This is a genomic window from Streptomyces sp. NPDC007917, assembly GCF_042959105.1.
GTDB lineage: Bacteria > Actinomycetota > Actinomycetes > Streptomycetales > Streptomycetaceae > Streptomyces.
The window spans coordinates 252,967-267,169 of sequence record NZ_JBIBKK010000005.1 but is presented as its reverse complement, the minus strand read 5'-3'; the positions used below and the strand labels follow the sequence as shown (position 1 = coordinate 267,169).

Here is a 14,203-nt window from a genome sequence, read left to right as displayed (position 1 = left end):
AATCGAGGTACCGCGATGAGAGGTACCATGGCGCGGTCGCAGGAGCAAGTGAGTCGCAGGAGCACGTGAAAGGACGTCACCCAAGGTGCTGGAGCTGTCGATCCTCGGCTTCCTGTACGAGCAGCCGCTGCACGGCTACGAGCTCAAGGAGCGCATCAAGGCCCTGAGCGGCCATGTCCGCCCGGTGAGCGACGGCGCGCTCTACCCGGCGATCACCCGGCTGACGAAGGCCGGTCTGCTGGACCAGCGCACCGAGCCGGGCGCGAGCGCCGCCCCCCGCCGGGTGCTGTCCCTCACCGGCGCGGGCCGTGCCGAGCTGCTGTCCCGGCTGCGCGCCCCCAAGGACGTGGAGATCACCGACGGGCAGCGCTTCTTCACCCTGCTGGCGTTCCTCCGCCATCTGCCGGACCCCGCCGAGCAGGCGGCCGTGCTGCGGCGCCGCCAGGCGTTCCTGGACGCGCCGTCGAGCTTCTTCTACGAGGGCGGCGAGCCGGTGCGCGCGGAGCGGGCCGGGGACGTCTTCCGCGAGGGGATGCTGCGGATCGCCCGCGCGACCACCGCGGAGGAGCGGCGGTGGCTCGCGGACGCCCTGGACCGCCTGGAGGCCCGCTAGCCCGCCGGCCCGCTCATCGAACCCCTTGGTCGAACTGAGAGATCACGTACTTGCGCCACAGGCCGGTGAAGTCGGCCAGGTTCGTGCCCAGCACCTCGCGCAGCGCGGACTCCACCGCCCCCTCGCGGCGCGGGCTCGCGCCCACCGCGCGGTAGAACTCGACCAGCTTCCCCTCGCCCCACTTCTCCGCGATCAGGCGGCAGGCGAGCCAGCCCTCCTCGTACGCCTGGGACAGGGCGTCCGCGTCGCCGCCGAACCTGAAGGCCTTGTCGTCCGGGAGGGCGTCCGGCAGCCGGCCGGCCGCGACGGAGCCGGCGAGTTCCGGGGCCACGTCGCGGGCGGCGCGGCCGGTGCCCACATAGCCCGTCCAGTCCGCGAAGCCCTCGGAGAGCCACATCGGGGTGGCGGCGGTGGTGGCGGCCCGGGTGGCCACATGGGCCGTCTCGTGGGTGATCACGACGCGCCGCCCGAAGTCGCCGAGGACCTGGTACGCCTCGGGGTTGACGATGACGCGGTCGGCGACCGCGGAACGGCCGCCCCCCGCCTCGCCGGTGGTGACGGCCGCGATACCGCGGTAGCCGCTCGCGGACGAGCCCAGCAGGGCGGCCATCCGCTCCAGGGAGGCGGGGACCTCCACCACCACCCGCCCGGCCCACGGATGGGGCCACACCTTCCGCAGCACGGCCACCGCCCGGTCCGCGCCGGCCGCCAGTTCGCGCAGCCGCCGCCGGTCCTGGCCCACGCCGAGGACGAGGCTGTGCTCGCCGCGTACGGCGGTCACCGCGCCCTGGTCCCACAGCTGCACGGAGGTCCGCCGGCCGTCCTTCTCGCCGTCGTCGGAGGCCACGTACCAGCGCCCGCCGCGCTGGGCGAGGGTCAGGTACTCATCGGCGACGACCGGCGCGGTGTCGTACCCGGAGAGCCGGTAGCGCAGTTCGACCCGGGCGGCGAGGCGGCGGCCCCCGCCCAGCGCGGGGTCGAAGCCGCCGGTGTCCACCAGGCGGTAGGTCCAGGAGCGCACCGGTACGGCGGACAGGTGAGCGAACATCCGCCGCTGCTCGGCCAGATAGCGGGCGGAGCGCCGGTCCACGGTGGCGAGGAAGGCGCCCTCGTCGCGCTCCCGGACCGCCGCGGCCCGCCGGTCGAGCAGCTGCTGGACGGCTCGCCCGTCCCGCCCCGCGCCGTCATCGGGGCTCTGCGCGGTGCCGCAGCCGGTGAGCGCGACGGCCGGCAGGGCGCAGAGCGCGGCCAGGCACAGCGCCGTCCAACGCCTGGAACACCGCCCGGCCCACCGTCTGCCCAACCGCCGCCTACCCGCCACGCCGTAGATCGTACGAGGCCAACGGTTCGGAATCAGGCGCGCTTATCAGACACGTGCGGTGGCATCAGACACGTGTGATGGCCGAAATCGGCATCATTCCGACCGGGTCGTAGCGCACCCGTGCCCCGGGGTAGGGCGCGTGGATGACCTGGCCGTTGCCCGCATACATCCCCACGTGGCCCGCGTCGGAGCGGTAGACCACCAGATCGCCGGGGCGGATGTGGCTCAGCGCCACCGGGTGCCCTGCGGACGCCTGCTGCTGCGAGGTGCGCGGGATGGCCACCCCGGCGTGCCCGTACGCCCATTGGGTCAGCCCCGAGCAGTCGAAGGCGCTCGGCCCGGCCTGCCCCCAGGCGTAGGGCCGGCCCACCGCCCCGCGCGCGGCCTCGAGCGCGGTGGCCGCGCGCGGCGAGGACGGCGGCAGCTCCGCCACGCCCGGCGGCCGGGAATCCGCGGGCGAGCCCTGGAGATAGGCCGCGCGCTGTGCGGGCGGCAGGGCGTTGAACAGCCGGCGCGCCGTGGCGAGCTTGTGCCGTACGACCCGCTTGTGGCGGATGACGGCCTTGCGGCTGTGCTCCAGCCGCGCGAGCCTGGCCGCCGCCTCCGCGCGCTGCTGGCGCAGCGTCCGCTGGGCGCCCTGGAAGACCCGGAGCTGCCCGGCCTGCCGCTTGCCGATCCGCTGCAGGGTGGTGGCCTTGTCGAGGTAGTGGGCGGGGTCCTCGGAGAGGATCAGGGCGAGGCCGGGGTCGACCCCGCCGGACCGGTACTGCCCGCCCGCGAGGGCGCCGAGCGCCACCCGCATCCGGTTGAGCCGCTCCTGGCCGCGGGCGACGCGTTCCTGGATCAGGTCGACCTGGCGGCGCAGCCCCTGGGTGTGCGCCTCGGCCGCGTTGTAGCGCTCGGTCGCCCGCTCCGCCTGCGCGTACAGCCGCTCCACGGCGCCGAGGGTGGCCTGCGGGGCCGCGCTGTCCGAGTGGGGGTCGTGCGGCTCGGCGCAGGCGGGTGCCGCCGACAGAGCGGCCACCGAGGCCACGGCGGCCGAGGCCGCGGTCCAGACGGTGGCCCGGCCGGAGCCGGATCGCAGAAAACCGGACTGGGGGAAACCGGACTGAGGGAAACCGGACTGAGGGGAACGGCGACAGGACGCCATGGAAGCCGAACTCCCTTCCGCTGTGTCGGGAAGTCCACCTATGTCGAGAACTGTGCACGGTGAACTGCGCGCAGACAGTAGCCGCACGATCACGCGCGGTCCAAGAAGCTGTGGCGGGTACACAAAGCGACGCCCCGCCGGAGACGCAGGTCACCAGCGGGGCGGACGCTCAGCGGAAGGTGTTCGGCTCTCCCGAATTCCCCCGAACGGACGGTTCGGAGAGGCGGCTCAGACCCGGACGCCGAACATGAACGGCATGTTGTCCATCGACTCGTAGCGCACATTGGCCCCGGGCTTGGGGGCGTGCAGCACCTGGCCGTTGCCCGCGTACAGGCCTATGTGGTGCAGATCGCTGTAGAAGAGCACCAGGTCGCCCGGCTTGAGCTGGCTGCGGCTGATGCGGGTGCCGGCGTTGGCCTGGTCCTGCGAGATGCGCGGCAGGGAGACGCCGGCCTGCCCGTACGCCCAGCCGGTGAGCCCGGAGCAGTCGAAGGAGGACGGACCGGTGGCCCCCCACACGTAGGGCGAGCCTATCTTCGTCTTGGCGGCGGCCAGCGCGGCGGCGGCGCGCTGCGAGTCCGGCACGTCATTGCCCAGGTTGACCCGCTCGTTGGAGCGGTTGGAGCGCTCCTGCTCCTTGGCGGCGAGCGCGGCCCGCTCCTTGGCGGTGAGGGTGTTCAGGAGCTGCTGGGCCTTGGAGAGCTTGCCCTGGATCTCCTTCTTCTTCTCGCCCAGCGCCTTGCGGGTGTCCTCGAGGTCCTGCAGCTTCGTGGACGCCTCTTCGCGCTGCTGCTTGAGCGTGCGCTGCTTGTCGGCGATCTTGCGCAGCGACTCGGCCTGCTTGCCGCTCAGCTGGCTGAGCGTGGAGGCCTTGTCGAGGTAGGTGTCCGGGTCGGAGGAGAGCAGCAGCTGAACGGAGGGGTCGATGCCGCCGGAGCGGTACTGGGCGGTGGCCATCGAACCCAGGCCGTTGCGGAGCTTGTTCAGCTCCTCCTGGCCGCGGGCCACCTTGTCCTGCAGCTCGCCGACCTGCTTCTCCAGCTTCTCTTTCTTCTCCTTGGCGCCGTTGTACTTCTCGGTCGCCTGCTCCGCCTGCTCGTAGAGCTTGTCGACCTGCTCCTTGACGTCCTTCTTGTCCGCCTTGGGCGCGGCCTGTGCGGCCTGGGACGACAGGGCCACGGCCGCCGCGGCCGTCGCGGTGAAGACGGTTACCCGAGTGCGGCTCGGCTGCTTGGGTCGACGGTGGGACGCCACGAAGGCGAGCTCCTTCTTCCTCCAGCCGCCTACCGGGTGAGTGGGGGTCAAGACCCCGGCTCCGCGGAATGCAGCGCACGCGGACTCGGCGGTACCCCCGCTGTCATCCCCTATGGATGATCAACCGCGCGGAGGTTCGAGCTGACCATAGTGACCTCGTCGTGATCCGTTCAAATCCCACCGACAAAAAAGTTGGTCTCCGAGCGCATCTTTTACAAACATCACACATACCGTAACGGTCGGTTGACGCTCCGCAGGCGTCAACAGCCATACGGCGCCCCCTCAGCGCATCGCCTGGAGCCACTCAGGTACGCGCGAGTCGCTTGAGCAACAGAGCGGAGGCGACCGGTCGTGCCCCGGCCTTGGCCACCCCGTCGGCCACCTCACGATCCGTGGAGACCACGACCACCGGCCGGCCCGGCGGCTCCGCCCGCACCAGCTGTCTGATCAGCTCGTCCGCGGTCACCCCCGGCTTGCTGAACAGCACCCTGACCCCGCGCGGCGGCGCCAGCAGCACCGGCGCCGCCAGCTCCGCCCCGTCGAAGACACAGGTCATCTCGGCGCCGGTCTGGGCCGCGAGCACCGCGAGCCCGCCCAGCAGCCGCAGCCGCTGCTTGTCCAGCGGCATCGTCGGATAGCCGGTCTTGGTGACGTTGTAGCCGTCCACCACCAAGTGGGCCTGAGGCAGCGCGAGCAGCTGGTCGAGCAGCGCGGGGTCCATCTCCGACAGCGCCCTGGTCGCTATGTCTTTGGGTGTCATCTTGCCCGGCTCGACCGCGTCCACCGCGTCCGCCGGGCGCATCGACGCGGGTGGCAGCGCCAGTTCGCGCCGTAGCCCCTGCGCCGCGTCCAGCACCGTGTCCAGCAGCAGCCGCACCCGCATGTCCTCGACGCTGCGGCCCTCGCGCGCCGCCCGCCGGCTGGCCTCAAGCGCCGACTCCGTCTCCGCGAGCCGGGCCCGCAGCCGCCGCGCCTCGCCCTCCGCCGTGGCCTGCCGCACCGCGGCCGCCGACCGTACGGACTCCAGCTCGGAGGCGGCCTTGCGCAGCGCCGCCTCGCCGCGCTTGACGTCGCTGAGCGCGCTGCGCAGCTTCCGGTGCAGCGCGTCCGACTCCTTGCGGGCCGCCTCCAGTTCGGCGCGGGACCGCTCGGCCTCCGTGCGCGCCGCGGCCCTGGCCTCGGCCAACTCCTCGCGCAGCCGCCGCAGTTCGCGCTCCGCCTCCTCGCCGGCCCGCTCGGCGGAGGCCCGCTGCGCCTCCTCGCCCGCGGCCTCGACCAGCTTGACCCAGCCGGCCGGCCGCAGCACATAGGCGAGCGCCGCGACATCCACCGGATCGGCGGCGGCCGGCGGCGAGCCGCCCTCGATGGCCTCGGCGAGCTCCTGCTGCGTCTCCCGCAGCCGCCCCGCGATCCGCTGGCGGAAGACCGGATCGGACTCCACGGCCGCGGCCATCGCGTTGCCCGCGAACTTCGCCCGGCGGGTCGGGGTGAAGCGGGCGTACTGCCGCAGCTGGGCGGGCAGCTCGGTGACCGTCAGCCCTCCGAAGGCGTCCGCCACCAGGGCCACGACCCGGCGCCTGACCCCCTCCGGCAGGGGGCGGTCGAGCGCCTCGGCGACGCCCTCGGCGTCACCGGCCGACGCGGGGTCGCCCGTCCGCTCCACCACCTGTCATCGCTCCGTTCTCAGGCGCTCGCGCTCGCGCCCGGACGGTCGACCAGCTCGATCTGGTCGACCGCGTTGCACCAGCGGCAGCGCACCGACTCAATGGTCTCACTGACCACCTCGCGCTCCTCGACCCTGGGCTCCCCGCCGAGGTCGAGATGGACGTACTCGACGGCCTTGGTCGAGCGCGTCACATCGAAACGGGTCAGATTGCCGCACAGAGTGCAGCGCCAGCGGGTCTGGGCTGTCGGCAGGGGCACGGACATGGCGTCGTCGTCCTCAATCTCTTGGTCGCCTTGGTTCCACTGTGGCACTTGGCGTGCTGTAACCCTACGGCCTGAGCCCTGCCCCGCGCCGGGGCCGGTGCGCTCCCCGGTCCGCCCCCGGCGGCGGCGAGGCACTCTGGGCAGGTTGTGCCCGGTACGCCATGATCTGCCCATGATCGAGACGTCGGAAGGGTCCGGCCACCGCCCCCTGATGACTTACGCCCTCATCGCGTCCTGCTGCCTGATCTTCGCCCTCGGGCCGGCCTCCGGCCTCGACCCCGGCTACGGCACGGGAGACGAGCTGCTGCGGGCCCAGACGGGCTACTTCGAGCGCTGGGGGGTGGTGCCGAGCGCCCTGTGGAGCGGTGCGCCCGCGGAGCCGCTGACCCCGCTGACCGCGCTGTTCGTCCACGGCAACTGGCTGCACCTGCTCGGCAACATGCTGTTCCTCTACGTCTTCGGGGCGATGGCCGAGGAGCGGATGGGGCGGATCCACTTCGCTCTCTTCTACCTCGCCACCGGCTATCTGGCGCTGCTCGGCTACGCGGCGGCGCACGCCGGCTCCACCGAGACCCTGGTCGGCGCCTCCGGGGCCATCTCCGGGGTCCTCGGCGCCTTTCTGTGGCTGTTCCCCCGGGCCCGGGTGACCAGCCTCTTCCCGTTTCTGTTCTTCCTGCCGCTGCGCTTCCCCGCCTGGGTGGTGCTGATCTTCTGGGTCGCGCTGCAGTGGCTGGCCGCCCGCGGGGCCGACGACCGGCCCGGCGTCGCCTACCTCGCCCACCTCGTGGGCTTCAGCCTCGGGTTCCTCTACGCGTGGGCCCGCTTCGGGCGGACGACTAGAGTGAGCAGGGCAGTCAGGTCCAGCGAGGGAGAAAGCCAGCCGTGATCACTTCGATCGTGCTCATCAAGACCAGCGTGGACCAGATCCCCGAGATCGCCGAGCAGATCGCCGCGCTCGACGGCGTGAGCGAGGTCTACTCGGTCACCGGGGCGCACGATCTGATCGCGATGGTGCGGGTGGCCCGGCACGACGACCTCGCGGACGTCATCCCGGGCCGGATCAGCAAGGTGCCGGGCGTGGCCTCCACGGAGACCCACATCGCCTTCCGCACCTACTCCCAGCACGACCTCGAGGCCGCCTTCGCGATCGGCCTCGACGGCTGAGGCATCTCGCCGGACGTCAGCCGCGGTCCGGGACGCAGCGCCCGTCCTCGGTGCGGTAGCTCCACTTCGCGCCGTCCCGGACCAGCTCCTTCACCGCGCCGACGAACCGCTCGACGTGCTCGTCCGGGGTGCCCGCTCCGAAGCTGACGCGGATCGCGTTCAGCGACCGCTCCCCCGGCGCGGCCTCCGGGGCGCCGCACTCGCCCGCCTCCCCGGGCTCACCGCCCAGCAGGGTGCGCACCAGCGGATGCGCGCAGAACAGGCCGTCGCGCACGCCGATGCCGTACTCCGCGGAGAGCGCCGCCGCGAAGTGGGAGCTGTTCCAGCCCTCCACGACGAACGAGATGACCCCCACCCGGGGGGCGTCGTCGCCGAACAGCGACAGGACCCGCACCTCGGGCACCTCGGCCAGCCCCGCGCGGACCTTGGCGATCAGCTGCCGCTCCCGCGCCACCAGGGACTCGAACCCGGCCTCGGTCAGCGCCTTGCAGGCCGAGGCGATCGCGTACGCCCCGATGACGTTCGGCGAGCCCGCCTCGTGCCGGGCCTCGGTGGTGTGCCACTCCACGTCCACCCCGCCGTCGTCCGCCCGGGCCACCTTGCGGCTGGCGCCGCCGCCCGCCAGATACGGCCGCGCCTCGCGCAGCCAGTCCGCGCGCCCCGCGAGCACACCGGCCCCGAAGGGCGCGTACAGCTTGTGCCCGGAGAACGCGACCCAGTCGACGTCCAGGGCGGCGATGTCCACGGGGTGGTGCGGTGCGAGCTGCGCGGCGTCCAGCACGATCCGGGCGCCGTGTGCGTGCGCCGCCCGCGCCAGCTCCCGCACCGGCCACAGCTCACCCGTCACATTCGAAGCACCCGTCACGCACACCAGCGCCGCACCGCCCGTGCCCGCCTCGGCCCGCCAGTCGGCCAGCGCCCGCTCCAGCGTCTCGACGGCCTGCCGCGGGGAGCGCGGCGCGCTCAGATAGCCGACCTCGACGCCCTCCCGCTGCTCCCACGGCAGCAGCGAGGCGTGGTGCTCCGTCTCGAACACGAACACCCGGGTGCCCTGGGGGAGCGCGGCGGCGAGGAGGTTGAGCGAGTCGGTGGTGGCGCGGGTGAAGATCACGTGGTCGTCGGGGCGGCAGCCGAGGAAGGCGGCGACATCCTTGCGGCTGTTCTCGAACAGGTCGGTGGACAGCTGCGAGAGATAGCCGGCCCCGCGGTGCACGCTGCCGTAGTACGGGGCGTAGGCCGCGATGTCGTCCCAGACCCGCTGCAGGGCGGGGGCGCTGGCGGCGTAGTCCAGCGCGGCGTAGCCGACCTCGCCGCCGGTGACCAGCGGGACGAGGACATCGCGGCCGAGGACGGGCAGCGGGGAGGGGGTGGCGGTGGTGGCGGCGGGGGCGGTGGAGGCAGCGGCGGTCGCGGACATGGCGAAGTCTCCCGGGAGGACGAAGAGGTGAATGCGTCACGCGCGCAGGCGGCAGCCCGCCGCCGGGCACGTGGAAAAGAAACTCACCGCGCGGACGGGACCGCGCGAGATGAGGGGGAAAGGGGCCGTCGGCCCTAGCGCATTCGCTGCATCACGGAAGAACTCCCTCGACAACCAGGACCCCTGGGTTTCGCGAGGGGTCCGCGCTTGCCGCAGACCTCGCTGCCTGCGGCCTGGTCATCACCCGGGGCACCCCGCCACGGACGGAGGGTTGCCGGACAGCGGGCCGGGGCCGAAGTCGCTGTCGCTCGTGACCTGCGCAGGAGTATGCCATGCCCTGCCACAAACCGAGATCCCTGTCCGCGATACGGACACACCCGCCCGCGAGGGCCCGCCCCGTCCCCCCCGCGCGGCGGAGCCGCGGAACGACAGGGGGGAAGGGGCGGGGAGTGGCGGGGTGGGGAACAGGCACGCCGCGGGCGGCCCGGCGCCGCGGGCCGGGCCGCGTCGCGTCGCGTCGCCAGGGTCGGTTACGCGTTCGTGGCCAGCACCCACCGTTCCAGGGCGGCTCGGGCCTCGCCCGAGTCGATGGATTCGGCCGCCTTCTCGACACCCGCCGCGATGCGCTCCGCGAGGGGCTTGGCGCCCGGTCCGCCCTCCAGTGCGACCAGGGCTGCCGCCGAGTTGAGCAGGACCGCGTCGCGGACCGGCCCGCGCTCGCCCGCGAGCAGCCGCCGGGCGACGTCCGCGTTGTACGAGGGGTCGGCGCCGCGCAGGGCGTCCACCGGGACCAGGCCGATGCCGACGTCGCGCGGGTCGAAGGTCTCCTGGCGTACGGTGCCGCCCTCGACCACCCACACCTGGGAGGTCGAGGTGACGGTCAGCTCGTCCAGGCCGTCGTCGCCGCGGACGACCAGCGCGGAGGTGCCGCGCTCGGCGAGCACGCCGGCCATGATGGGCGCCATGCGGGCGTCCGCGACCCCGGTGGCCTGGGCGCGCACCCGGGCCGGGTTGGTGAGCGGGCCGAGGAAGTTGAAGATGGTGGGGATGCCGAGCTCGCTGCGCGCGGTCCCGACGTGGCGCAGCGAGGGGTGGAACTTCACCGCGAAGCAGAACGTGATGCCGGCTTCCTCGGCGACCTCGGCCACCCGCCGCGGCGTCAGGTCCAGGTTGACGCCGAGCTTGGCGAGGACGTCGGAGGAGCCGCTGGCGGAGGACGCGGCGCGGTTGCCGTGCTTGACCACCTTGGCGCCGGTGCCTGCCACCACGAGCGCGGACATGGTGGAGATGTTGACGGTCTTGGCGCGGTCGCCTCCGGTGCCGACGATGTCGACGGTGGCCCCGGGGACCTCGATCACGTTCGCGTGCTCGTACATGGTGCGGACCAGGCCGGACACCTCCGCGACGGTCGCGCCCTTGGCGCGCAGCGCGACCGCGAAGCCGGCGATCTGCGCGTCGCTGGCCTCGCCGCGCATGATCCGGTCCATGACCCAGGCGGTGTCGTCGGCGGTGAGGTCGTGGCCGAGCAGCAGCGAGTCGAGCACGTCCGGCCAGGTGCGGGCCGTCGCGCGGTTGTCGCCTCCGGCTGGGGTCACAACGTCCATGGTCCGCTCCTGCGTCTCGGCTGGGGAAGGAAGGGTCCGCGCAGTTCAACGGCCCCTGGCAAGCCTATCGGCGCGGGCCGGGCACGCGGCCCCGTGCCCGGGTCCCGGACGCCCCGCGGGAAGCCCGGGTGCCCGGACATGGCCCAGGGCCCCGGCCCGGACCGTGTGGTCCGGGCCGGGGCCCTGGTGTGTGGCGTACAGCTGAGGTGTTCGCTGAGGGGATCAGTGGTGGCCGTGGCCGCTGGTGATCTCCTTGTACTCCTCGACGGTCGGCTTGGGGATCACGTTGTCCCCGCCGTAGTAGCCCTTGGACAGCTTGGCCCGGAGCTTCTGCGAACCCTTTATCTTCCGGCGGACCCCGTTCTCGTCGACCGCGGGGCCGACCTCGTACGGCTTGGGCTGCTCATGCTGGGTGAGCTTGTGCAGGTCCTCCTGCGACAGCGGCTCGTGCACCTCGATGAACTCGCCGTGCGGCAGCCGCTTGATGATGCCGGTCTCGCGGCCGTGCAGCACCTTCTCCTTGTCGCGCCGCTGCAGACCCAGGCAGATCCGCTTGGTGACGATGAAGGCCAGCACCGGGCCGGCGAAGAAGCCGATCCGGACGAACCAGGTGATCGAGTTGATCGACAGGTGGAAGTGGGTGGCCCACAGGTCGTTTCCACCACCGACCAGCATCACCAGGTAGGCGGTCAGCCAGGCGACACCGAAGGCCGTACGGGTCGGGACGTTGCGCGGGCGGTCCAGGATGTGGTGCTCGCGCTTGTCGCCGGTGATCCAGGACTCGATGAAGGGGTAGACCCCGATCGCGAACAGGACCAGCGGGAAGAGCACGATCGGGATGAACACGCCCAGGACGAGCGTGTGGCCCCAGGCGTTGATCTCCCAGCCGGGCATCACACGGACCAGACCCTCGGCGAAGCCCATGTACCAGTCGGGCTGGGCGCCGGTGGACACCTGGTCCGGCCGGTACGGGCCGATGGCCCAGATCGGGTTGATCGTGGCGACCGCGGAGAGGATCGCGATCACACCGAAGACCAGGAAGAAGAAGCCGCCCGCCTTGGCCATGTAGACCGGCAGCAGAGGCATGCCGACCACGTTCTTCTCGGTCTTGCCGGGGCCCGGGTACTGCGTGTGCTTGTGGTAGAAGACCAGGATCAGGTGCGCCACCAGCAGGCCGAGCATGATGCCCGGCAGCAGCAGGACGTGGACCGGGTAGAGCCTGGGGATCAGGTCCATCCCGGGGAACTCGCCGCCGAACACGAACATCGAGATGTAGGTGCCCACGACCGGGATCGACAGGAACACACCCTCGATGAACCGCAGACCGGTGCCGGAGAGCAGGTCGTCGGGGAGCGAGTAGCCGGTGAAGCCGGTCAGCATGCCGAGGAAGAACAGCAGGAAGCCGAAGAGCCAGTTGATCTCGCGCGGCTTGCGGAACGCGCCGGTGAAGAAGACGCGCATCATGTGCACGAGCATCGCGGCGAGGAAGATCAGCGCGGCCCAGTGGTGGATCTGCCGGATGAGCAGACCGCCGCGCACCTCGAAGCTGATGTCGAGCGTCGAGGCGAACGCCTCGGACATCCGCACGCCCTGCATCGGGACGTACGGGCCGTGGTACGTGACCTCTTCCATGCTGGGGTGGAAGAACAGCGTCAGATACACACCCGTGAGGATGATGATGATGAAGCTGTAGAGCGCGACCTCACCCAGCATGAAGGACCAGTGGTCCGGGAAGATCTTGCGCATATTGGCCTTGGCGAGGCTGTAGACGCCCAGCCGGCCGTCGGCCCAGTCGGCGACGCGCTCGCCCGCGGGGGCCTTGCGGCCCCGCTGCGTTTCAGTTGCAGTACTCATCCGCGCTCCCAGAAAGCAGGACCGACGGGCTCCGCGAAGTCGCCCTTGGCTTCGAGGTAACCGTCCTTGTTGACGCCGATCCGCAGCTGCGGCAGGGCGTGCCCGGCCGGGCCGAAGATCACGCGGCCGCCGTCGGAGAGGTCGAACGTCGACTGGTGGCACGGGCACAGGACGTGGTGCGTCTGCTGCTCGTAGAGGTTGATCGGGCAGCCGACGTGGGTGCAGATCTTGGAGAACGCGACGATGCCGTCGTGCGACCAGTCCAGCTCGCGCTTGTCCTTGATGTTCTCCGGCTGCAGCCGGACCAGCATCAGGGCGGCCTTGGCGATCTGCGTCTGGAAGTCGTGGTCCGACTCGTGCATGCCCTCGGGCATGGCGAAGGTGAGCGAGCCGACCGCGATGTCCTCGGGACGCAGGGCCCCACCGGTGTTGTAGTTCATCAGGCGCTTGCCCTTGGCCCACTTGGTGTGCCGGAGCTTGTCCTCCGGCAGCGGGCCGAGGTCGCGCAGCAGCACCAGGCCGGAGAGCGGCACCAGGGTCAGCGCGCCGAAGAGGGTGTTGCGGGCCAGCTTGCGCCGGCCGAACCCGGACTCGGCGGCGCCGGCCCGGAAGTCCTCCAGCACCTTGGCCTTGACCTCGGGCTCGGCCTCGATCGGGTGACGGTCGTCGGCGATCTCGACGTCCGACATCAGGGTGCGGGCCCAGTGGACCGCGCCCGCGCCGATGGTGAACAGCGCGATGCCGAGGGTCAGGCCGAGCGAGAAGTTCAGCGCGCTGATGTGGCCGAGCGGGAAGACATAGATGATCTTGTCGACCGGGAAGGCCACATACGAGGCGATGAAGGCGATCGTCGCCAGCATCGAGACCGTGAACAGCAGCGCGATGGTGCGCTCGGAGCGCTTCGCGGCGCGCTCGTCGATGTCCTGCTGGCGGTGCTCGTGCGGCGGAAGACCCGGGTCGGCGAACGGGTTGTCGGCCGCCTCTACCGCGCCGCCCTCCGCGGCCTCCCGCCCCTGTGGCAGGTTGTCGTCTGTGTGTGAAATGTCGTGGCTACTCATGACTTCTTGGCCTTTGCGGTCCGGGCGGCGACCCAGATGGTCAGGATGATCATCACACCCATACCGAAGACCCAGCCGAACAGACCCTCACTGACCGGGCCCAGGCCGCCGATCTCCATACCACCGGGGGTCTTGGTCTTGTCGCTGTTGACCGTGTCCAGGTAGGCGATGATGTCCCGCTTCTTCTCCTCCGGCATCACGGTGTCCGGGAAGGAGGGCATGTTCTGCGGGCCCGTCTGCATGGCCTCGTAGAGGTGCTTGGGGGACACACCCTCGAGGGACGGCGCGTACTTGCCGTTGGTCAGGGCGCCGCCCTTGCCGACGAAGTTGTGGCACTGCGCGCAGTTGGTGCGGAAGAGCTCACCGCCCTCGGCGATGTTGCCGCCCGCGGGGTCGTACTGCTCCTTGGTCGGCGTCACCGGGCCGGGGCCGAGCGAGGAGATGTACGCGGCCAGCTGCTGGATCTGGGCGTCCGAGTAGATGTTCTTCTTCTTGGGCACCTGGGCACCGGGCTGCTGCGCGGGCATGCGACCGGTGCTGACCTGGAAGTCCACGGCGGCGGAGCCGACGCCGACCAGGCTGGGACCGTCGGTCGTACCCTGACCGCCGGTGCCATGGCAGCTGGCACAGCCGACGGCGTAGAGCTTCTTGCCCTCCTCGATGGCGAGGGACTGGGCGGAGCTGTCATCGGCCTTCGCCTCGCTCGGCGAGAACGCGGCGTACAGCCCCCCAGTGACCGCCAGCGCGAAGAGTAGGACGACGAGCGCAGCCAGCGGATGGCGCCGTCGTGCGGAGAGCTTTTTCACGGATTACCCCGGTGTCAGGATCTTCTGCGTCGA

The 14,203-nt window shown here is 71.6% G+C and carries 13 protein-coding genes and 1 riboswitch; of the genes, 3 read left to right on the top strand and 10 right to left on the bottom strand.

Annotated features, from left to right (window positions below):
- Window positions 1–85: 85 nt before the first annotated feature.
- Entirely contained in the window at window positions 86–613 is a 528-nt protein-coding gene (locus tag ACFZDL_RS11580) for a PadR family transcriptional regulator (RefSeq protein ID WP_353592855.1), read from the top strand.
- A 13-nt stretch (window positions 614–626) separates the two neighbouring features.
- Here ACFZDL_RS11580 and ACFZDL_RS11575 read toward each other — a convergent pair whose 3' ends face one another.
- From ACFZDL_RS11575 to ACFZDL_RS11555, 5 genes are all read right to left on the bottom strand, one after another.
- Window positions 627–1,871: a hypothetical protein gene (locus tag ACFZDL_RS11575; RefSeq protein ID WP_353593057.1), complete on the bottom strand. Its 1,245-nt coding sequence runs from the start codon at window positions 1,869–1,871 to the stop codon at window positions 627–629.
- Window positions 1,872–1,998: 127 nt separating this feature from the next.
- Window positions 1,999–3,084 carry a C40 family peptidase gene (locus ACFZDL_RS11570; RefSeq protein ID WP_353592853.1) on the bottom strand — a complete coding sequence of 362 codons (1,086 nt, stop codon included), beginning with the start codon at window positions 3,082–3,084 and terminating at the stop codon, window positions 1,999–2,001.
- Window positions 3,085–3,312: 228 nt separating this feature from the next.
- A complete protein-coding gene (locus tag ACFZDL_RS11565) occupies window positions 3,313–4,338 on the bottom strand; it encodes an NlpC/P60 family protein (RefSeq protein ID WP_353593056.1) in 1,026 nt (341 codons plus the stop codon).
- Window positions 4,339–4,642: 304 nt separating this feature from the next.
- Window positions 4,643–6,004 carry an NYN domain-containing protein gene (locus ACFZDL_RS11560; RefSeq protein WP_353592852.1) on the bottom strand — a complete coding sequence of 454 codons (1,362 nt, stop codon included), beginning with the start codon at window positions 6,002–6,004 and terminating at the stop codon, window positions 4,643–4,645.
- Window positions 6,005–6,021: 17 nt separating this feature from the next.
- Window positions 6,022–6,267 carry a hypothetical protein gene (locus tag ACFZDL_RS11555; protein WP_353592851.1) on the bottom strand — a complete coding sequence of 82 codons (246 nt, stop codon included), beginning with the start codon at window positions 6,265–6,267 and terminating at the stop codon, window positions 6,022–6,024.
- Between the two features lie 172 nt (window positions 6,268–6,439).
- Here ACFZDL_RS11555 and ACFZDL_RS11550 point away from each other — a divergent pair, with 172 nt between their 5' ends.
- Entirely contained in the window at window positions 6,440–7,153 is a 714-nt protein-coding gene (locus ACFZDL_RS11550; protein ID WP_353592850.1) for a rhomboid family intramembrane serine protease, read from the top strand.
- Complete coding sequence (locus ACFZDL_RS11545; protein WP_089514181.1) at window positions 7,150–7,431, top strand: Lrp/AsnC ligand binding domain-containing protein; 282 nt, start codon at window positions 7,150–7,152, stop codon at window positions 7,429–7,431. The genes ACFZDL_RS11550 and ACFZDL_RS11545 overlap by 4 nt, the downstream gene beginning before the upstream one ends.
- Window positions 7,432–7,447: 16 nt before the next feature.
- Here the strand turns inward: ACFZDL_RS11545 and ACFZDL_RS11540 are convergent, their stop codons facing one another.
- The 5 genes from ACFZDL_RS11540 to ACFZDL_RS11520 form a co-directional block, all read right to left on the bottom strand.
- On the bottom strand, window positions 7,448–8,848 hold the full coding sequence (locus ACFZDL_RS11540; RefSeq protein WP_353592849.1) for an aminotransferase class V-fold PLP-dependent enzyme: 1,401 nt from the start codon (window positions 8,846–8,848) through the stop codon (window positions 7,448–7,450).
- Between the two features lie 198 nt (window positions 8,849–9,046).
- Window positions 9,047–9,164, bottom strand: a riboswitch (SAM riboswitch).
- Between the two features lie 214 nt (window positions 9,165–9,378).
- Window positions 9,379–10,452, bottom strand: a complete 1,074-nt coding sequence (gene trpD, locus ACFZDL_RS11535; RefSeq protein ID WP_353592848.1) for an anthranilate phosphoribosyltransferase — start codon at window positions 10,450–10,452, stop codon at window positions 9,379–9,381.
- Between the two features lie 222 nt (window positions 10,453–10,674).
- A complete protein-coding gene (locus ACFZDL_RS11530) occupies window positions 10,675–12,306 on the bottom strand; it encodes a cytochrome bc complex cytochrome b subunit (RefSeq protein WP_353592847.1) in 1,632 nt (543 codons plus the stop codon).
- Window positions 12,303–13,364: a Rieske 2Fe-2S domain-containing protein gene (locus ACFZDL_RS11525; RefSeq protein ID WP_353592846.1), complete on the bottom strand. Its 1,062-nt coding sequence runs from the start codon at window positions 13,362–13,364 to the stop codon at window positions 12,303–12,305. Before ACFZDL_RS11525 ends, ACFZDL_RS11530 begins: the two co-directional genes overlap by 4 nt.
- Window positions 13,361–14,170, bottom strand: a complete 810-nt coding sequence (locus ACFZDL_RS11520; protein WP_353592845.1) for a c-type cytochrome — start codon at window positions 14,168–14,170, stop codon at window positions 13,361–13,363. The genes ACFZDL_RS11525 and ACFZDL_RS11520 overlap by 4 nt, the downstream gene beginning before the upstream one ends.
- Between the last annotated feature and the right edge of the window lie 33 nt (window positions 14,171–14,203).

Coding starts and splice junctions, on each gene's coding strand:
- ACFZDL_RS11570 (WP_353592853.1), bottom strand. CDS start 3,084: ATGGCGTCCTGTCGCCGTTCCCCTCAGTCCGGTTTCCCTCAGTCCGGT.
- ACFZDL_RS11555 (WP_353592851.1), bottom strand. CDS start 6,267: ATGTCCGTGCCCCTGCCGACAGCCCAGACCCGCTGGCGCTGCACTCTG.
- ACFZDL_RS11550 (WP_353592850.1), top strand. CDS start 6,440: ATGATCGAGACGTCGGAAGGGTCCGGCCACCGCCCCCTGATGACTTAC.
- ACFZDL_RS11540 (WP_353592849.1), bottom strand. CDS start 8,848: ATGTCCGCGACCGCCGCTGCCTCCACCGCCCCCGCCGCCACCACCGCC.
- trpD (WP_353592848.1), bottom strand. CDS start 10,452: ATGGACGTTGTGACCCCAGCCGGAGGCGACAACCGCGCGACGGCCCGC.
- ACFZDL_RS11530 (WP_353592847.1), bottom strand. CDS start 12,306: ATGAGTACTGCAACTGAAACGCAGCGGGGCCGCAAGGCCCCCGCGGGC.
- ACFZDL_RS11525 (WP_353592846.1), bottom strand. CDS start 13,364: ATGAGTAGCCACGACATTTCACACACAGACGACAACCTGCCACAGGGG.